At 62.5% G+C, this 19,451-nt stretch carries 16 protein-coding genes and 2 tRNA genes; 10 read left to right on the top strand and 8 right to left on the bottom strand.

All coding sequences use genetic code 11. The features are described 5' to 3' along the window. Positions 1-2: 2 nt before the first annotated feature. The 5 genes from J5J06_19595 to J5J06_19575 form a co-directional block, all read right to left on the bottom strand. Positions 3-1,073 (bottom strand): hypothetical protein, encoded by a 1,071-nt coding sequence (locus tag J5J06_19595; protein ID MCO6439300.1) that lies wholly within the window; start codon positions 1,071-1,073, stop codon positions 3-5. A 110-nt stretch (positions 1,074-1,183) separates the two neighbouring features. Beyond that, entirely contained in the window at positions 1,184-2,653 is a 1,470-nt protein-coding gene (locus tag J5J06_19590; protein ID MCO6439299.1) for a PQQ-binding-like beta-propeller repeat protein, read from the bottom strand. Then, complete coding sequence (locus tag J5J06_19585) at positions 2,650-4,911, bottom strand: PQQ-binding-like beta-propeller repeat protein (protein ID MCO6439298.1); 2,262 nt, start codon at positions 4,909-4,911, stop codon at positions 2,650-2,652. Before J5J06_19585 ends, J5J06_19590 begins: the two co-directional genes overlap by 4 nt. A gap of 66 nt (positions 4,912-4,977) precedes the next feature. Continuing rightward, complete coding sequence (locus J5J06_19580; protein MCO6439297.1) at positions 4,978-6,270, bottom strand: AMP-binding protein; 1,293 nt, start codon at positions 6,268-6,270, stop codon at positions 4,978-4,980. Positions 6,271-6,426: 156 nt separating this feature from the next. Continuing rightward, entirely contained in the window at positions 6,427-7,572 is a 1,146-nt protein-coding gene (locus J5J06_19575; protein MCO6439296.1) for a hypothetical protein, read from the bottom strand. A 500-nt stretch (positions 7,573-8,072) separates the two neighbouring features. Here J5J06_19575 and J5J06_19570 point away from each other — a divergent pair, with 500 nt between their 5' ends. Next, positions 8,073-9,368, top strand: a complete 1,296-nt coding sequence (locus J5J06_19570; protein MCO6439295.1) for a glycosyltransferase family 4 protein — start codon at positions 8,073-8,075, stop codon at positions 9,366-9,368. Further along, positions 9,365-10,627, top strand: a complete 1,263-nt coding sequence (locus J5J06_19565; GenBank protein ID MCO6439294.1) for a diguanylate cyclase — start codon at positions 9,365-9,367, stop codon at positions 10,625-10,627. The genes J5J06_19570 and J5J06_19565 overlap by 4 nt, the downstream gene beginning before the upstream one ends. Positions 10,628-10,716: 89 nt before the next feature. Here J5J06_19565 and J5J06_19560 read toward each other — a convergent pair whose 3' ends face one another. Further along, a complete protein-coding gene (locus J5J06_19560) occupies positions 10,717-12,204 on the bottom strand; it encodes a hypothetical protein (GenBank protein MCO6439293.1) in 1,488 nt (495 codons plus the stop codon). 503 nt (positions 12,205-12,707) lie between these two features. Between J5J06_19560 and J5J06_19555 the strand changes: the two genes are divergently transcribed. From J5J06_19555 to J5J06_19520, 8 genes are all read left to right on the top strand, one after another. After that, the gene (locus J5J06_19555; GenBank protein ID MCO6439292.1) at positions 12,708-13,322 is read left to right on the top strand and encodes a hypothetical protein; all 615 of its coding nucleotides are present in this window, start codon (positions 12,708-12,710) and stop codon (positions 13,320-13,322) included. A 95-nt stretch (positions 13,323-13,417) separates the two neighbouring features. Then, positions 13,418-14,560 (top strand): ribosome small subunit-dependent GTPase A, encoded by a 1,143-nt coding sequence (gene rsgA / locus J5J06_19550; protein MCO6439291.1) that lies wholly within the window; start codon positions 13,418-13,420, stop codon positions 14,558-14,560. Between the two features lie 580 nt (positions 14,561-15,140). After that, entirely contained in the window at positions 15,141-15,965 is an 825-nt protein-coding gene (locus tag J5J06_19545) for a hypothetical protein (GenBank protein MCO6439290.1), read from the top strand. Then, on the top strand, positions 15,965-16,174 hold the full coding sequence (locus J5J06_19540) for a hypothetical protein (protein ID MCO6439289.1): 210 nt from the start codon (positions 15,965-15,967) through the stop codon (positions 16,172-16,174). Before J5J06_19545 ends, J5J06_19540 begins: the two co-directional genes overlap by 1 nt. A gap of 70 nt (positions 16,175-16,244) precedes the next feature. Continuing rightward, a tRNA-Gln gene (locus tag J5J06_19535) sits at positions 16,245-16,317 on the top strand. Positions 16,318-16,413: 96 nt separating this feature from the next. After that, a complete protein-coding gene (locus tag J5J06_19530) occupies positions 16,414-16,836 on the top strand; it encodes a hypothetical protein (GenBank protein ID MCO6439288.1) in 423 nt (140 codons plus the stop codon). Further along, positions 16,837-17,199: a redoxin domain-containing protein gene (locus tag J5J06_19525; GenBank protein ID MCO6439287.1), complete on the top strand. Its 363-nt coding sequence runs from the start codon at positions 16,837-16,839 to the stop codon at positions 17,197-17,199. A gap of 230 nt (positions 17,200-17,429) precedes the next feature. Beyond that, positions 17,430-17,516 (top strand) — tRNA-Ser (locus J5J06_19520). Between the two features lie 90 nt (positions 17,517-17,606). On the opposite strand, the gene J5J06_19515 is transcribed toward J5J06_19520, so the two are convergent. Beyond that, a complete protein-coding gene (locus tag J5J06_19515; GenBank protein MCO6439286.1) occupies positions 17,607-18,302 on the bottom strand; it encodes a DNA alkylation repair protein in 696 nt (231 codons plus the stop codon). Positions 18,303-18,364: 62 nt separating this feature from the next. After that, the gene (locus J5J06_19510) at positions 18,365-19,414 is read right to left on the bottom strand and encodes a tRNA-dihydrouridine synthase (protein MCO6439285.1); all 1,050 of its coding nucleotides are present in this window, start codon (positions 19,412-19,414) and stop codon (positions 18,365-18,367) included. Positions 19,415-19,451 lie beyond the last annotated feature (37 nt).

Below are 19,451 nucleotides of genomic sequence, written 5' to 3'. Positions count from 1 at the left end.
GCCTAATACACCCCCTCCACAATCGGTACGGCGAAGCCGGAGAACGGCCGGACGTCTCCTGCCCCATCCCACGGGTACGCTTCGCATGGAGGATGACGGATCGCTTCATCGCGCTCCAGAAAACGCGGCATGAAAAACTCCCGCGTGAGCGTGGTCAGTCGCACCCGGCCCAGCTCGCCGTACTCCACCACGCGCGCGGGCTCATCCGGGTCCACCACCTCGATACTTGCCCGGGGACTGGGGGGATAGTAGATCACGCTGTAATTGTCGCTCGGATCGAAGGGCTTGTGGCAGGCCAGACCCATCAACGTATTCCCGTACGTCGGCACGAAATCGATCTTGCCCTCGAGCAATTCCTCACGTGCGAAGCGGTGGAACTGGGCCGTCAGTTGCGTTCCGCCGCAGAACACACCCTTGATACCCGCCTTGACCAGCGAGACACGCTCGCAAATCGCTTCCAGGAGCTTGGGCGTGGTGAACAGGCAGCGGATGTTCTCGTGCGCCCGCAGAATGGTCAGCCCCTGGTTGACCACGTGATCCTTGTACTCGTGCATCAACTCCATCCGACCCGTCTTGATGAGCCTGGTCACCCAGCGCGGGTCCAGATCCACGCAGAAGCAGATGCCGCCTCGATGCTGGCAGAGGTGCTCCACGGCCAGGCGCAGACGTCGCGGTCCCGAAGGCCCGAGCATGAGCCAGTCAGCGCCCTTGGGAAACGCCTCGTCGGAGAGCGTTTCACTGAACAATTCGTAATCGATGCGGAAGTCTTCGCAGTTGATCCGCGACTTGGGAATGCCCGTGCTGCCGCCGGTCTCGAAGACGAACACGGGCTTGTCCGCCAGTCCCTTGGGCACCCATTGCCGCACGGGGCCGCCGCGCAGCCACTCGTCCTCGAAGAACTTGAAGCGATCAAGGTCCTCGTAGGACTGAATCGTCTCTCTCGGATCCCAGTCCAGCCGCGAAGCGACATCGAGCCAGAAGGGACATCCGGTGGCAGGATCGAAATGCCAGGCGACGGTCTCCCGCACGTGGGCGTCCAGACGCTGCTTGGCCCGGCGGACGCGATCAGCCAGTGGTGAACGGCTCTCCCCGTCTGTCGATGGCGCTGAGACTGACATGATGCTTCTCACAGCGCCGATCGGCGCTTTGCCGGACGACTCGTCGCGCAGATGCGCCGCCAAGCCTATTTTCCCTGTTCGATTGCGAAGAGCATCCGCCGATTCGTCACATAGAGAACACCGTGAGATGCAACCGGCGTCGTGTACACGGCATTGCCCATATCGTTGACCGCCAGCTTCTGCATCTTCTTGTCGTGCTTGAGCACGACCACTTCTCCGTCCTCGTCACCCAGGAAGACCTTGTCATCGACAACGTAGGGCGAGCCCCACACGGCCGAGAGCATGTCGTACTTCCAGTTCTGCTTGCCGGTCGCCAGATCCAGGCAATACAGGAATCCGCTGAGATCGGAAATGTACACCAGCCCGTCGGCGATCGCGGCCGTGGAGATCGTGCGGTTGAAATTCTCTCCTCCCACGTGCCAGATCTTCCCGCTCCCGGTGACGTCTCCAGTCTTGGTGGCGTCGATGGCATAGAAATGCCCGGGGCCTTCGCCATGCTCGGGGTCCTGTCCGACCGCCAGGAATACTTTGTTATCATAGATGACGGGCGTGGAAATGATGTTGTTTTTGGTACCCCGACCACCCAATTTCCATTCACTGCCCGGAGGGTTGAGGTTGAACTTCCAGATCAGCTCGCCTTTCCTGGGTTCCACGCCGTAGACCCACCCGTCGCCACCGCCAAAGATCACCTGCGGCTTGCCGTTCACTTCTCCGTAGGCGGGCGACGACCATTGCCCGTGCAGCGTATTCCGTCCGGGATCGTTCCGCGTCCAGACCAGTTCGCCGGTGTTCTTGTTCAGAGCGATAAACGCCGGCGCCATCGGCGATGGCAGATCGAGGTGCCCTTCGTCCACACCGTTGGAAGTAATCACGAAGAGCAGATCACCGCCGCCGACGGGCGAGGAGGTCGCCAGGTTGTGCGGAAACACACCCAACTCTTCGATCATGTCGAACTTCCAGATGAAGTCCCCGTCGAGCTCTTCGGTGTATTTCTCGTCCTTGAACGGGCCGTCGTTCTCCCCGTCGTGGAATCCTTCCATGTCCGCACAGACGACTTCCGCACGGTTGCTGACGTAATAGGCCCGGTTATTGTCCACGTACGCGGTCGAGCAGATGCCCTGTTCGGGCCAGTCGTTCACGCGCCCCGTAGGGAGTTTGTCGTGCGTTGCCTGCCAGACCAGTTTTCCCGTATCGCGATCCAGGCACAGCACGACGCCCTTGTCGCCCTTGATGTTGGGACGTAGCTCACCGCCGTTGTTCGTGCCGACAAGAATTCGGTTGCCCACGATCACCGGGTTGCCGTAAGTCTGCGAGCCAAGCGGGGCACGCCATTTGATGTTCTTGCCGGTTTCGACGTCCCATTCGGCCGGGATGCCTTTCTCCCCCGAAACCATGTTGCGGTCCGGAGTGCCGCCCCACATCGGCCAGTCGCCCTTCTTTGTGCCGTAGTCGGGCGTCGCGCCGGCGGCAACCGGCGCTCCAGCGCCGGCGACCATGATCAGAGCCGAAAAGACCGTCATCAGGTTCTTCTTCATTTTTTCATTCCATTGGGAATAACTTGAATGTTGTCGAAGTACACTTCCGTGCCGTCGCTCTTGGGCGTCGTCCCGTTCGAATAGGCAGACAGGCCCACGCTGCCCTCGCGGTTCGGCGTCGAGTCTTCCAGCTCCATGGTCCATGCCTCGGGCTCGGCACTGTCCCGCGGCCAGACTTTGCCGCGGAGGATCGCCTTGTCTCCCTTCAGTGCAACCTGGAACTTCATGCGATACCACTTCTCCGCTTCCCACCGGAAGGGCACATCCTTGCGGATGCGCGGAACCGCCGACCAGGATTCAATGCGTAAGGCCTGATCGCCCCCCAGCAGGGACATCGTGTACCGGGAGTTGATAATGCCCATGTCAGGAAGGAACTTCATGACCTTGTTTTCCTTCTCCGTCCCCAGGACATCGGCGATGACCGTATACCCGCCTTCGATGGGCAGCGTGAAATACGTCTGCAGCCGCATGAACGGCGGGCTGGGTCTCTCCTTCGAGGCCAGCTTGCGCAGCACTTTCGAACCATCACGCTCCACGACTTCGACGCGTCGCGATGCCGCGATCCACCCGGGAGGCGCCGAGCCCACTTTCATGGATTCGAAATCGATGGTGAACGGCGGATCGGGAATAACCCGAACGCGTGCCTTTGCTTCCAGTTTGGTCGCCGTTCGCGCGACGACATATCCTGCGGAAAAGCCCGCGTCCGGTTTGATCTTGAGGGTCCCATCCCTGGAAATCGTCCCCTCCACGCCTTCAAGATCCCACGTGACCTTCGGCCGCGTCAGGTGGATCGTATCTCCGGAATATTGCCAGGCGGCATATTCCTCCTGGCTCCCGGGCTTGAGCGTCACATCGGTCGGCCACACGACCGGGTCGGACACGGTTCGCCGCTGGGCGACGCGTTCCTGCGGCATCGGCGGAATCTGCACCTCCGGCATACGCAGGTCGGGTTTGCCCAGGCAATAAGTGTTGTAGCGGGTCATGAAGTACACGCGTCCGCCGGCCACCGCGGGCGAACCGAAAATCTCGTCGATCGCCCCGCCGGGCCCGGAGAACTCCTCGCGATCCAGGGAAACGCACGTTTCGCCCTGGTCCTTGAGAATGTGGAACACGCCGTTCTGTTCACCGACGTAAATCACGCCATCTGCGGTGACGACGGGCGATCCCTTCCCCACGCGCCCCAGGCTGAATTCCCAGTGCTTCTTTCCGGTCTGACCATCCAGGCAATGAAGATTGGCCTGATTGTCCACAACGTAGAGTCGACCGTTGGCGTAGGCCGGCGACGCGTAGCCTGCCTCGATACCGTCCTGCCGCCATATCTCTCCGCTCGTGGTGATGTCACCGCGCAGCACGCCATTAATGCACACCACCCGACCCATGACGGAGTTGTCGATGTTCTCCTCGCTGTGGGAAACATAGACGTAATTCCCTTCGACGACGGCACTGGCGTTGAGACCCCGCTTGCTCAGGTTGAACCACCACAGTGGTTCGCTGGTTCTCGCTTTCAGCCCGTACACGCGACCGTCGGCACCGGGCGCCACCAACGTGCGCAAACCTTGAATCACCGACACAACCGGCGTCGCATAGGTGGTGTCCAACGGCTGTTCGCCATGCGAGGACACCCATCGGAGCTCGCCGGTGCGACGGTGGAACGCAAAGTAGCGATGCAGCGGCTTGGCCTGGTCGCCCCAGCCGGAGCTGAGAAAACTCACGATCACCAGGTCCTGATCGAGGACCGGGTTCATCAGGCGGCCGCCGTAGCCGCTGACCCGCCCGTATTCCTCCGTCAGCGAATGCTTCCACTTGACCTCGCCCTCGGCATTCAGGCACACGAGTTCCCCGCCCGTCAGATGAGCGTAGACGTACCCGGTCGAATAATCGCCCACGAGGGACGTCCAACCCACGCGATTCTCCACGATGTCGGTGTGGAAAACGTTGAATCGTCGCTCCCAGATCAGCTCGCCGGTCGCGGCGTCCAGGCAGAAGATTCGCTCCTGGAGATTCTCTCCCTCCCCCACGGGTCCGATCAGGAAGACACGACCATGCATGACGATCGGCGTCGAACGACCTCCGTAGGGAACCTTCCATAAGAGGTTCTCGCCGTCCGTCGACCAGGAAGTGACCACGGCCGTCTCGCGCGTCGACCCATTCTGTTCGGGGCCGCGCCAGTACGGCCATTCCTGCGGCTGCCCTTGGGCGACACCACCGGCGGTCGCCACGGCCAAGCCAATCCAAAAACAAACCAAATGACGCTTCATGTTTCGTATCCTCAAAATCATCCGTCTTCCCAGGAAAATCGGTCGCATCGGAAGTATTCCGGCGCGTCAGGCGATCGGGGATTCTCTCACCAGCCTGCGGCTCTTGAGTTCGAAGCGCGGCAGCGTTCCCTTATCCACCAACTGGACCCGCGGCTGGAAATGCAACTGGTTCCGAATGCGCTCGCACAGTCGCCCGGGGATGCTCGCATCGCCCTCCCCGCCGCCGGTTTCCACCTCCAGAATCAGCTCATTCATACCGGATCGTTCCGTCACCCGCATGCGGAATTCGGCCACCTCCTCGAACTCCCGCACGATCGATTCGATCGCCGACGGAAACACGTTGTTGCCGCGAATCCAGAGCATATCATCGATGCGCCCGCGGATGCCACCGTCCACGCGGGCGAAGGATCGCCCGCATGCGCAGCGACCCCGGCGAAGCGATGCCTGGTCCCCCGTACGGTAACGGATCAGCGGACTCCCCGGGCGCCCCAGGTTCGTCAAAACCAACTCGCCGGACTCCCCTTCGGGAAGCACGTGCCCGCTCGAGGGATCGATCACCTCGGGGATGAAATCCGTTTCCATGACGTGCACGGTGCCCGGCGCTTCCGAACATTCGAAGCCCCAGGGCCCGACTTCCGTCATACCCACGTGATCAAATACACGGGCGCCCCAGGAACGCTCCAGCTTGGCTCGGACGGTCGGAATGCTGCCGCCCGGTTCGCCCGCGACAATCAGCGCCCGCACCGCCGACCCGGCCAGGTCCAGCCCGTGTTCCTCCGCGACCGCCGCCATCCTCAGCCCGTAGGTCGGCGTACAGCACACCACGCTGACGCCGTGCTTGAGCATATGCTCCAGCCGGGCAAGCGTGGTCATCCCCCCGCAAGGTAAGGACCTGTGCCCCAAGGCCACGGCCGACTCGAACGCGCCCCAGAATCCGATGAACGGACCGAAGGAAAACGGGAAGAGAAAACTGTCCCCCGCCCGCACGTCGGCCGCGCGGTAAATGATGCCCCAGCACCGCCGCCACCAACTCCACGATTCCGCATCGTCCAGCCAGATCAACGGCCTCCCGCCGCTTCCCGACGTCTGGTGCAGTCGAACAAACTGCACCACTTCATGGCTCAAGTTCGAGCCGTACGGCGGGTGCTCGAGCTGGTCACGCTCGATTTCGGCTCGCGTCGTCAACGGCAGCCGATCGAGCGGGTCACTCGCAGGATCAAACGAGACACCCCTGAGGCGCTCGCGATGGAACAAATTGTCCCGTCGAACGCGATCCAGCAGTTCACCCAGCCGCCGGCGCTGGAGCGACGCCAGCGCATTGCCGTCGAGCGTCTCCTCGGCGGGAACGAAATAGGCCATAGGACTTCTTATACCCTAAACACACGCCTCGCCCCATGTTTCAGGCGCGTAAGTAATGGCGCGGGGCCATCCCCGCGCAAGAACCCGCCCCGGCAGCCGCTGGGACGGCCGGGGCGGAAGAGTTCCTGCAGGAAAGGACGGGGCCCTCCGACCCGGTTACCCCTGGCAGGGCGACGCGCCAATCGAAACACCGTTCCACGGATCGAACGCGCCCGCTCCATTGAGAAGGTCGATCAACATCGTAATATCCGCCGGCCCGGCCGATCCGCTGCGGTCAATGTCGGTGGCGAAAAGCGGACGCTCCCCGCCGCCGACGCCGCTCAGGGCTTCGATCAGCGTGGCCACGTCCGAGGCATTGGCGGTCCCCGTCCCGTCCACATCGCCGGGGAGGAACCCCAGGCACGCGGTCGTGCCGCTCGGAACGTGCGTCAAGACCGTCCACGCGCCCGGAGCAACGGGACCGTTCAGGTCCAGTTCAAATGTCTTCGCATCCACGCCCGACGCATCGACTACCTGCACGTCCGCAGGAAGTTCATCCACCTCCGCGAGGAAGTCCGATGCGGCAACACCGACGGGCGGCGCGTTGAACGTCACCCGGTTACCGTCCCAGCCGTACTCGACGGCGGCGTCGTTTGGCTCGAAGGGAATACCGGCGTCAATTGCGTCGAAAGCCGGCTCGGCCGTGGCAACGAACGCCGTCGCATTGGTTGAATCAAACGTGCTGTCCACCGAGCAGGTGTATTCAAATGGAAACAGGCCGTTGAGCAGTTCGCCCTGGCCGTCCCAAGCCATCGCCGTCGTGCCCGCGGAAACGGACGAGAAACCCACCGTGCCCGAGGAACTGCCCGGAAGATAAAACGGGGACGTAATCCCGAATGCACTGAGGTCGCCGTCAAATTCGATCTGATAGACATCCTGCGTGGTGAACACACCGGTCCGCCGCGAGTACGTGCCCGACTCCGAGCTCAGGATCGTGATGGTCATGTTGCCGGTGCTCACCGATCCGCCCTGGCCGTCGGGAAGCAGAAGCGGGTCAACCTCCTGATAGTAATTCAGCAACTGGGCCGAACCGGTCGCCGGATCGATTTGCAGATCGAACGTCGTATAGGCGATCTCGGCGCTCGAAAGCGGGAAACCCGGTCCGAAATCGAGCGTGAACGAACTGACCTTGGCCGTATCCTGCTGGCTCTCCAGGACCATCGGCACGGCACCCGCCGGGACCACGGCCCCGAGGACCGCCACCAACGCCACTCCTGCGAACACCCCCCGTACCGCCCGAATGCTTCGTGGTTGCTTGATCACCGGAACTTCCTTTCAGAAAGGGTCTCGACTTCCCGAACATGTGGTTGTGCGGCGCCGCAAAGCGCCGCGCGGCGCGGGCCGTTGCGCGCCGGGCCCGAATTTCGGGCTAAGACTAGCAATTCAGAGCGGGAAGGCAACGCCTGACCAACGATCTGCCACCGATTTCGACAAGAGTACGCGCGAAGCAGGAAGCGGAGTTTTGTCCCGGTGCTGTAACAATCACGGGCAACGCACGATATCGCGGGCACAGCCGACGGCTGACCCGGCGGCTTGTTTCCACAGATTGATCCGGACTTGCAAGACAAAGCAGCACCATCGAGTATGATTTGTGCCGGACATGACGGGGCCCGATCCATCGCGGGCCCGGATTCATTGAGGACGCGGCTCATGGATTGCCGCAATGGAAAACGATAAGTAGGGTCCGACACGTTGGGGAAGTCCGATCCGATCATTCCAGCGAAGCCATCGGCTCAAACTCTGAACGACGGGGCAGCCTACGGATGAAAATCGCCTACCTTGTGGCCGGCGCCGGCGACATGTACTGCGGCAGCTGCATGCGCGACAACCGTCTCGCCGCCCGGCTCATGGCCCAGGGGCGCGACATCGTCCTGCTGCCCCTGTACACGCCCATCCGTACGGATGAGACGGACGTCAGCCGGCACGACGTCCACTTCGGCGGCATCAACGTGTACCTCCAGGAGCGCTGGAGCCTGTTCCGCCACACGCCGCGGTTCATCGACCGCATCCTGGACTGGACCGTGCTGCTTCGCCGTGTCGGGCGCCTGGCGGCTTCCACCAGCGCGAAGCAACTCGGAACGCTCACGGTATCCGTGCTGGATGGACCGCGCGGCCACTTGCGCAAGGAGCTTGACCGCCTGCTGCGCGATCTTGGCACCTTGGCGCCGTCAATCGTCCACCTGCCGAACCTGATGTTCTTGGGCATCGCCGCACCCATTCGAGAAGCGCTCGGCGTCCCCGTGGTCTGTTCTTTGGCGGGCGAGGACATCTTCCTGGACGCACTCGTCGAGCCGTACCGCATGCGCGCCCTGGAGCGCATTCGGCGTTGCGCAAGGGACGTGGACGCGTACCTCGCCCCCACGGAATACTACGGCGCCTATGCCGCACGACACTTTCATCTGCCGGACGAGCGTGTCACGTTCGCCTGCATGGGGATCAGTCCCTACGAATTCGAGGTGCCCGCGCATCCCCCCCAGGAACCGTTCACCATCGGCTACCTGGCGCGCATCTGCCCGCAGAAGGGCTTGCACCGGCTTGCCGAGGCTTTCATCCGGCTCCGCCAGAGCGGCCGCCTCTGCCGCTTGCGGATTGCCGGTTACCTCGGGGCGGCCGATCGCAAGTACTTCGACGGTCTTCTGGCCCAAGTTCGCAAAGCGGGATTCGGCGCGGACGTGGACGTCGTCGGCGAAGTCGATCGCCACCAGAAGATCGAATTTCTCAAGAGCCTGCACGCGTTTTCCGTACCCGCGACCTACGCCGAGGCGAAGGGCTTCTATGTGCTCGAGGCGATGGCCGCTGGCATCCCGGTCGTGCAGCCCGAGCATGGCTCATTCCCCGAACTCATCGAAGCCACCGGTGGCGGATTGCTCTATGACCCCGAAGATGACGCCGGTCTGCACGACGGTCTCACCCGCCTGATGGATGATCCGATGCTCCGGCTGCGACTGGGCGAGGAAGGGCGCACTTCGGTTCTCAACTCCTTCACCGACGATGTCATGGCCGAACAGACGTGGGCGGTCTACGAAGAGATTCTCCAGGAGGCTACCGTTGCCGCATGAGCGCGCGGAGCCGGGACCGCTTCCTTATCGGGCAGGGTTTCACTTCTTGGGGGATACCCCCCTTTGCCTCGGGAGATTTCAACCCCACCGGTCTCTTTAGTCGATTCAATGGTAGGAATGGCATTCTGTGTCGGGCGCAATGGGCCGTCGGGGAGCCGATTTCGCCAGGGGCGGGGATTTTCCGCGCATCGCCTGGGGGCTCAACCGTGACCAATGACAGCTCGTTGTGGAATCCGAATGAAGGCACCGCGGCCCTCTTCCCGGAGTTTCCCAAGTCTGCCCGCGTCGCCTCTCAACTGGCCAACCTCGATGCTTTTCTCGGACAGGTCGCGCTGGGATTCCATTGGGATCTGCTGGACCGGATCAATAGCGGCATCTATTTCGTCGACGGCGATCGTCGAATCCGATACTGGTCGCGCGGCGCCGAACGCATCACCGGATTTTCCGCCGAGACCGTGCTCGGGCGCTGCTGCCGGGACGGGATTCTTCGTCATATCGACAATAAGGGAACCTGCCTCTGCGACGATCACTGCCCACTGGAGGCCGTGATGCGTGACGGGAATCCCCGTTCGGCCGACGTGTTTCTTCACCACCGTCAAGGGCACCGCGTCCCCGTCCATGTACACGGCGTGCCCATTCGCGACCTTCAAGGGCGGATTATCGGCGCTTTGGAGACCTTCTCCGACACCACCGCCCGCTCGGCCGACCTGGAACGGATACAGGCCCTGGAAGTAGCGGCATTGATCGACCCCATCACGGGACTGGCAAATCGCCGGTTCTTTGAAACAGAACTCAGCACGCGGCTGACGCGATTGCGGGACGGCGGCCCCGGGTTCGCGCTGCTGATCATGGACATCGATCACTTCAAAGAAATTAACGACGGACTGGGCCATCCCGTAGGTGACGAGGTATTGAGCCTCGTCGGTAGGACGTTATCCCACGCCTGCCGCTCCCACGACTTCGCCGCACGCTTTGGCGGAGATGAGTTCGCCGCCCTCTGCACCGCAGCGCAAGAGTCCGACGTGCAGGAGCGCGGAGAGTTCTTTCGCCAACTCGTCGGCCACTCTCAAATTGTCTGCAATGGAAAGACCGTCAGCGCCACCCTGTCCGTTGGCGGCACGCTGGCCCGCGTGGACGATGATTCCGCCACGCTCCTCGCCCGCGCCGATCAGTTCCTTTACCTCAGCAAGCGCGGCGGGCGCAACCGAACCAGTTGTCAGTCGGATGACCTGTCGGAAGTTTCACGCGAATCAAAATAGCGTTGGACACGGCGGCGGGTTCTGTCCTGTAACGACGTGCCCAGCGCACATCAACCGCGGCCATGTTTGACCGCCGCCCGGAATTGGAATCAGTTCGCTTGGACGAGCGGAAGGACCGGCAGCGGACGGGGTGAATCGGACGCCAGCCGGGCGGTCCATTCGAACGAAGGCGGCGTCCGCACCGTCAGGTCAACCGAAGAAGCTTTCTGCGCATCTCGCGCGACGATGTCCATGCCGACGACCGCTCGCGTGATCGGTGAGACAATGAGTTGATCACCCGGCTTCAGTTCGCAAGGCTCGTCCGATTCGCGCCCGCGGTAATCCACGAGCACGGCCGAGCCCACCGAACGCAGCACGGGCACTTCGCGCCGACCCAGATGCCCTCGACGCCCCGTCGGATCGGACGGATCGGGCTCAAAAACATAGACCCAACCGTTCTCGTACAGCGCGTGGCGAGGAACCACGAGGGCATCTTCCAGCGGTTCGACGGGCAGGTCGGCCCGGCAGTGCATCCCGATCGACAGTTCCGGCGCCGCCGACGGGTCGGTTCCAGGCGGCGTAAAGGTCACCTCGAAATCCCTGATCTCCACCACGAGGCGCGCCGTTCGCGTGGTTTCGTCGACACGCTCGAATCGGCTGACGTGACCGACCCAGCCAAACGGCCGGCCGGGCAGCGACGAACTCACGCGCACCTCCGGGCCGGGAAGTACATCCCCATCGTTCTGCGAAAGCGCCGCGGGGCGGATCTGCGGCGCCAGCCAGCGCAGATCCCGGGGGTCGATGCCCACGGACAACTCGAAGGCTTCCATATCCGTCAGCGTGGCGATGGACAGATGCGCCGTAACCACCTGCGACCTGTAGGCGTTGGAACCCTCCACGCGCGCCCGGAAAGGACACTTTATTTTCGTGTTGTCCAGTTGGTACTGAGCCTGCGTCAGATTCGCCTGGGCCGCTTCCAGCTTGGCTTGAAGCTCCGACTCCACGTACGGGCCCAACGCCCGGCGGTTCTCCAGATCGGCCACCGCGTCCTTCTGCATCAGGTACTTCTGGTAGACGAGGTCAACCTGCGCCTGGGTGCCGGCACCATCCTCGAACAGGTTCTTGTCGGTCTGGTAGGTTCGCTCTTCGATGGCCAGAAGTTCATGGGCGGTCGCGATCCGGTCGTCCAGATCGCGGATCTCCTGCCGGTGGCGGGCGAGCGCGGCCTCGAGCCCGGCGACCTCTGCCTCGGCCTGCTTGACCCGGGCCTGATAGATGGTGTCGTCGATTTCGAAAAGGATCTCTCCGGCCGGAATGATGTTCCCCTGAGCCAACTCCTTGTGCGTGTGCACAAGCTGCCCGCTGACTTGAGGCACAATGCTCACCTGATTCTTGGGCCGAACGGTGCCGTATCCCACGACCGGCGCGGCCTCCACCTGGGGAACAACCGGCGTAACCGCCACGGCTTCGGATCGCGTGAATCCCGTGCGGATGGGAGGCTGCGGCTTGGTGCGTACCAGCCAGTACATCCCTCCGACACCCACGACCAGCAACACCACGGCGATGGAAGCGTTAATCAGTTTTCGAGTAAGGTCCATGCTTGTACGAAATCGCGTGTTTGATTCAGCAACCGGCATGTGCGGCACGGCAGGCTAGACCGCTGCCAAAGGTGTGTCGTTCCGGTTTTCGGACCCGAAGCGACAAGCTCCGGATCAAAGCAAGGTATTTCCATTCAGTTCGCCGGCCTCACGGGTCCGGACGCTGACCGCAAACGCGCCCCTCTCCCAGTCCGCCGAGCCGGGCATTGTTGGGGCAAAGCGCGCGACTGTCAACCGAATCGGACGACAATTGCGCGCTCCGAATCGAACAGCAACATTGCCGGACGGCCGTCTGCATTGCCATTATCGAACACGCCAACGGTCCGATAGGCCTTCCTCTCTTATCGGCTTTGGCAACGCGCACCCCGCAGTCCGGAATCGCGCCATCCCCCGGGCAAACCCGCTCTTCCAGTACTGAGATTTCGCCCAAGGCAATTTGGGCGCTTTCCGATGGAGAGGTTGAGTATTTCAACATTCGAATGGAAGTTTGGGAGGAACACAAAATGAACAAGTGGACCCGAGGCGTGGCGGTTGTCCTCTTTCCCGCGGTGGTCTGCGTTGGGCTGGCATCTCTTTCGGGATGTGGTCCGTCCAACAACGGCCTGCCCTCGCAACTGACTGTAACGCTTCCGGACGGAAGCGAAGCCCCGGTGACTCTGGGCAGCGGCGTAATTTCGCTGGCGGACACCCGCTGGACGTTCTACCAAGCGGCTCCCAACGGTCAGGGCGCGGCCTTCGTGACCATCCGATTCGGCTCCGAAGGTCAGCTCGAAGCCTTCGAGGACAACACGATCGCGGCGAATATCTTCGGCGACACGATCCTGTTCGACGGCGCCCGCTATCCGACGGCAATCCCGGGCGTGAGTTATGCCGCGGCGACCTACGGGGCGGAGTCGTCCGACGCGACCGGATTCGCCTTCGAAGGCCGCCTGACGGGATTTGCAGCGGGACTGGAAGCGGCCAGCGGCACGGCGTCCGCCGTCGGCGAGTTCGACGTCGACGATCCTGACACGATTCGCGGTACGTTCAGCTACAAGACTGAAGTCACGCTCATCAGCATCCCGGAAGGGAACCAGGAAGACGAGTTCAATTTTGTCGGCCGGCGGGTTGTGGAGTAGCCACCGGCTCAGAATAGACTGACTGATGACACACTTGGGCGGCGCTTCGGCGTCGCCCTTTCTTTTGCGCGTTGTGGGGTCGAAAATATGCTCGAATGCCCGACAAGAAGAAAAACAAAGGCGAGGGCAAGAAAGTGCGCGTGCCGTTCCGGCGGAATCGCCTCAAACCGGCGCGCGAAAAAGACTGGACGCAGCGCGCCCGCGAGGCCGAAGGGCACGAGGTTGACTCCCAGGCTCGGGAGAACGTCGTTGCCAAGGGCGATCTCTCCCGCCAGCGGACCATCATCGTCCGCGACGACGAAGCCGCCCCGCGCGAAACATGGCGTCGCGGCGTGGTCCTGTCCATGCGCGGGCTGTTCGCAGCAGTGGACGAAGGCGAGCGAATCGTCTCCTGCACAGTCCGCCGCGTACTTCGAACTCGGCTCATTGACGAGCGCCACCCCGTCGCCGTCGGCGACCGCGTCTTTTTCTCCGTCGGGGAGTCCGGCGATGTCGCCGTTCAGGAGGGCGTCATCGAAGCGGTCGAGTCGCGGAAGGGCGAGCTTCGCCGACTGGCCGGTCGCCGCGTGCAGACCATCGCCGCCAACGTGGATCAGGCCGTCATCGTCAGCTCGGCCGCCCAGCCCGCGCCCAAGCCGCATTTCGTCGACCGCTACATCGTCGCCGCCCACGCCGGCGACATCACCCCCGTCGTGTGCATGAACAAGATGGACCTGGACGAGGACGAGTACGGCGCGGCCGTGCTGGCGATGTACGCCGAACTCGGCTATCGCACGATCGCCACCAGCGCCGTCACCGGAGCGGGCATCGACGAGCTTCGCGCGCTGCTCACCGACAAGGAGTCGGTCATCGCCGGACAGAGCGGCGTGGGCAAGAGCTCGCTGCTCAACGCCGTCGATCCGGAGCTTGCGCTGAAGATCGGCGCGGTGATGGAGTCCACGGAGAAGGGGCGGCACACCACGACCACGGCCGAGCTCATCCGCCTCTCCTTCGGCGGGTACGTCGTGGACACGCCGGGCATCCGCTCGCTGGATTTGTCCATCGTACCGCGCAACGAATACGAGGCGTATTTCGTGGAGTTCGCCCCGCTGGTGCCCGCGTGCCACTTCCCCGACTGCACCCACACGCACGAAGAGCGCTGCGCGATCAAAGAGGCCGTGGAACGCGGGGACATTCGCATTGAGCGCTATGAGAGCTACCTGCACCTGTTCACTGAGCCGGGGGTGATGAGGGAATGAAGAACGGGGAAATGGTGGGATACGCGGGGCGGGCTGTGCTCCCTGACGATCCGCAAGCGGGAGGCACGGCGGGCAATGTGCGCCTACCAAGTATTTGCCGTGCTCCGTAGCGAACGGGACGAGTTATTCCTCCCTTCCGGGCAGCGTGCCAGTTATTTTCGGCCGACCTTGAGTTGGTTTGCCACGCCTTCTCGCTCCTTGCTTTGAGGCGCGATGAGCCGTAAAATGTGTTTTGCGGGGGCTGTGCGGCTCAATCGCACGGTTTCCAGCGCCGTCGGCGGTTGCCGCCGCTCTCGGTGCATCTTCTCAAAAACGGGGGCCGCCTTGCCCCACGGATTCAGCCTGCCAGCCCGTCCGTGGGACTTACTCCTTGCATCCTGGTCCCCGCCGACCGACGACCCGGCCTTCGGCGGGGACTGTTGCTCTCCTCAGCAAAATACACCTCCTAGCGCGGGCCGATCCGCGACCCACGCAATGAATATATCAACCAATCTGCATGGCGTCAATGAAAATCTCCTGGCTCTTCTGTTGCCTATCGCCGACTGATGTGATAGTCTATTAGAAGAAAGCGAGGTGGCCCATGTCGGTCAATTTAGAGGGCAGCAAGGGCAAGAAGGACAAGAAACCGCGACATCGAAGCCCCAATTATCCGAGCGTTACGTTGAAGCGTGCCGTTGAACTAACGGCCGCCCTTCATAAGGAAGACAAGACGCACCATGTCCCAATTGCGACGGCTCATAGTCGAATGGGGTACAGCGCCCACAGTAGCGCGGCCATGCAGGCCGAAGCGGCGTTGAAGGCCTTTGGATTGCTTGAAGTAGACGGCAAGGGGAAAAGCCGAAAGGTGGCGGTTTCGTCCGATGGCGACCATATAGTGCGCGAGGGCCCACGGAAAGAGGGGCTTCTTAAAAACGCAGCCCTACGCCCAAAGCTGCATCGAGAGCTTTGGAACAAATATGCCTCGACGGGGTTGCCGTCGGACGAGGTAATCAAGAACTACTTGGTTTGGGAGCGTGATGGCGGCACGTTCACAGATGATGCCGCAACTGATCTTATCAAGAATTTCCGAGAGACGATTGGGTTTACAAAGCTGTCGCCAAGTGATAAAATTGAGGACCAAGAAGACGAAGAATTCTCCGCGGAGCAGGAGGAAAATGGGGACGAGGGCCACGAAGGATCGAGTGGCCAAAACGCCCGAAAACTTCGTCAGCGGATATCGCGAGGCGGCACCATGAGTGAGAAACAAGAGGAAGTCTTTAACGTTCCCGAAGGCGGCGAAATTGTCCTTCAGTTTCCAAGCTCGTTGACTCCTGACACATTTCAAGACTTCCAGGACTGGCTCAAGATCGCCATTCGCAAGATCGGCCGTCGAGTTAGCGATTCAGGCCAAGAGGAACAACAGTAATGACGCAAGGCGATGGACAACTTTTTCTTCTGTGCCGCCCCGAGGACGGTTATCCTAGAACCGTCCGCAGGGCCAATCCGCCATTCTGCTACGCCCGGGGCAGCTACGACAGAGTACTATTCGACGGCGGCTGTGTTGACACTAGAACGGGCGAGAAGTTTGTGATCCGCCTTGACATCGACCGCATCGACGAAATCCCGCCAGATTAGGACATTGCCCCCTCCCACTCCAATCTTGACATCCGGGGGGGGGTGTGATTGAATCGCGCCGTCGGACGATTGGGCTGTGGTGCAATCGGTAGCACGTCTGACTCTGGATCAGAAGGTTCTAGGTTCGAGTCCTAGCAGCCCAGATTCGCAAGTCGAACAGGGACCGGCGGTTACGTCTCGGCGGGGAGGCGCGGCTGCCGGTGTTTTCGTTTCAAGTCCGTGAACCGGGTCGAGCGGCCATGAGCGAACGTGCGGATAATTCGAGGCCTGCTCCCCGGCGGTTCGCGCTGGCACTGTGCGGGCTGCTCCTTGCCCTGCTGAGCCCGATGTTCTGGGCGATGACCATCAACGACAGCTTCCTTCGCTGGACGGCGCTGGGGATGTGGCTGGCGATGGGCGCGGGACTGGTCGCGGCGATCGCGGCCGGTTGGCGGGACCGCCGCCTGCGGACGCGGATCACCTCGGGACTGACGCTCGCGTGGTGCGCGTTCGCCGTGGTGGGCTTCTTCGTCTTCACGCGACTGCCGGAGCCGACACAAGCCGGAAACGTGGAGGGCGCCTGGGACGTCGTCCTCCAAGACCAGCACGGGGAAGCAACGTCGCTGCGCGAGCTGCTCCGCGACGGGCCGGTGCTGCTGACGTTCTATCGCGGCTTCTGGTGAATGAGCTGCCTGTCGGAGCTCCGCGGGCTCGGAGCGATCAACGATGATCTGAAGGAAATGGGCGTGAGGCTTTTCGGCGTGAGCGTTGACCCGCCGGAGAAGTCACGCGAGGTCGCCGACCGGCTCAAGCTGCCGTTCCCGCTTCTTTCCGATTCGCAACACGAGCTCATTGCGGCGCTGGGGCTGGTTCACAAAGGCGGCGGACCGGACGGCGGCGACATCGCCCTGCCCGCGCAGGTGCTGGTCGATCCGTCGGGTCAGATTCTCTGGGAGTACGTCGCGGGGCGAATCCAGAGCCGCCTCAGCGAAGGCCAAGTTTTGGAGCAGGTGCGGGAAGCGCTGGCCTCTACTACGCGGCGTTGATTTGGCGGTGGGCAGTGCCCTGGGGTGAATCGGGCTGGATGCAGAAGAGGTTGTCCGACTGAGACGGTACGAACATTCTTGACGTTCAGGTCCGAGCGGCCTAGCGTCACTCGACGCGGGAGAGCGGGCGTCGCGGCGGCGTGACGATCGATTCGCGCGGATGCGTGCCAGCGGATCAAGAGCATCGAGCGGCGTTCCGACTCCGCAGAGAATCTCCGGATAAACGACTTGGAGGAGTGCCCGAGTGGCCGAAGGGGACGGTCTTGAAAACCGTTAGGCGGGTAACCGTCTCGGGGGTTCGAATCCCTCCTCCTCCGTTTTTCTGACCTGCCGGTCGATTTGTCCTGCGAACGCCGAGCGGAAGCACCCTGATCATGAAATGGCGTCCGCAGGATGGGACGCCCGCGTCACTCCGCCGATTTCTTCCGCGCCCACATCTTGGCGATGTAGTCCGGAGCGTGCGGCGTTTTGCAGCCCGTCTCGCCGTGATCGACCGCCACGCGCCCGACTTTGGTCGCAGTCGCCAGCGCCGCTTCCTTCAGCCGCTCGTTGCGGCTTCCGATCGCAATCATCGCCCCGTTCATGGAATGCCGCACCCGGTTCTTCCGGCCGTGGATTTCCTTCTCGATAACGCCGAGACAGCGCAGGAAGAAGTCGTCGGGAAGTTCGGCGTCCATCATCGCCAGTTGGCCCACGACGTTCCAACCGGCCGCGCCCGTCCATTCACCCTTGGATGCACACCACTTGTCCGACAGCGTACGCGCGAACGGCGACGCGGCGGCGAGCTGGGAAAACGCATCGACGATCACGTAGCTGTCGAGGTCCTTCGCCCAGGATTCCAGTTCCTTGCGCTTCATCGCGTCGGGATCGGCGATCTTGGTGGCGAGGATGCGGGCATCGTGGTTGCCCGTGGCCCAGAGTTCCAGCGCCAGGGCGTGGTCCCGCTTGATCTTCTTCTGCAACTTGCCGATGTTGGCGTAGCTCACGCCAAACATGGGCGTGGTCACGCCGTGCCGGGCATAGACCTTGCGATTCTGGGCCGTGCCCATGCTCTCCAACTCGCGCATCGCATCCCGGCAGGTCAAGGTCGTAGTCGATGTCATGGGTATGACACTCTAAACAGGCAGTTATCCGTACAGAAGCTCACCCGGCTCGCCGGGAGCAATCACGCGCAGGCACCGGCGGCGACGAGTTCCCCGGTTCCTATTCGGCGCGTGACCGGCGGCAGCCCCCGCGCCGGATCGTACCACTCATCGAGCACCTTTTGAAACGCCTCAGCCGAGGACGCGGTAATGAACGCGTTGCGCACGTCGATCGCCAGCGGGTGCAGCTCGGCGTATTTGATCCCGAACTTGCGCATGACCTTCCACGCCACGGCCGGTCCGTTCTGAGCCACCACCTCTCCCCAGTGATACTCGATTCCTTCGCGCTGATCGGCAATCGATGGCGGCGGCGGAAGCGACTCGCCCCGCCACATCGCCCGGCACTCGCGGAAGATCCACGGGTTGCCAATGCAGCCGCGGGCGATGGTTACCCCGTTCACGCCCGTCTCGCGGATCATCCGCACGCAGGCTCCCGCATCGAACAGGTCACCGCTGCCCAGGATCACGCGATCGCCGACGTGCCGTTTGACGCGCGCCAGAAACGGCCATCGACTCGGCCCGATATAGCGCTGCTGTACCGTCCGGCCATGCACCGTTACCGCGGCAGCACCAAGCGTGAAAGCTCCGTCGAGGATTTCGAAGAAGTTGCGCTCGCTCTCGGCCGAGTCGTCCATACCCCGCCGCATCTTCACCGTTACCGGGTGCGTTTGGCCCACGGCATCAATCACCCGCCGGATGATCTCCAGTGCGGCCTTGGGCTGGGAGAGGAGGAATCCCCCGCGGCATCGTCCCAGAACTTTCTTGACGGGGCAGCCGAAGTTGATGTCGATGATGTCGTAGCCTGCGGCCGCCATCGCCGCCGCGGCGGGCGCGAAGTCGTCGGGATTCGCACCCATGAGCTGTCCGCCGACGGGGTGGTCATCGGGGGTCACGGCCAGGATATTCCGTCGCTTCTTGCCCGGCTGATTGACCAGTTTGTCGAGCACCACCTCGTTGAGGGCGTAGGGTGCGCCGTAGCGTCGGGCGAGCCGTCGCATGGGCAGATCGCTGTAACCGGACAGCGCCGCCTGGACGAAAGGAACGTCGAACTCGAATCGGCCGATGCGAAGCATGATCGTCGGTGGAATTCGGTCCGGGCGGAAACACCGG

The sequence above is a fragment of the Phycisphaerae bacterium genome, from assembly GCA_024102815.1.
GTDB lineage: Bacteria > Planctomycetota > Phycisphaerae > UBA1845 > UBA1845 > JAGFJJ01.
This window is presented reverse-complemented; position numbering and strand designations above follow the sequence as displayed.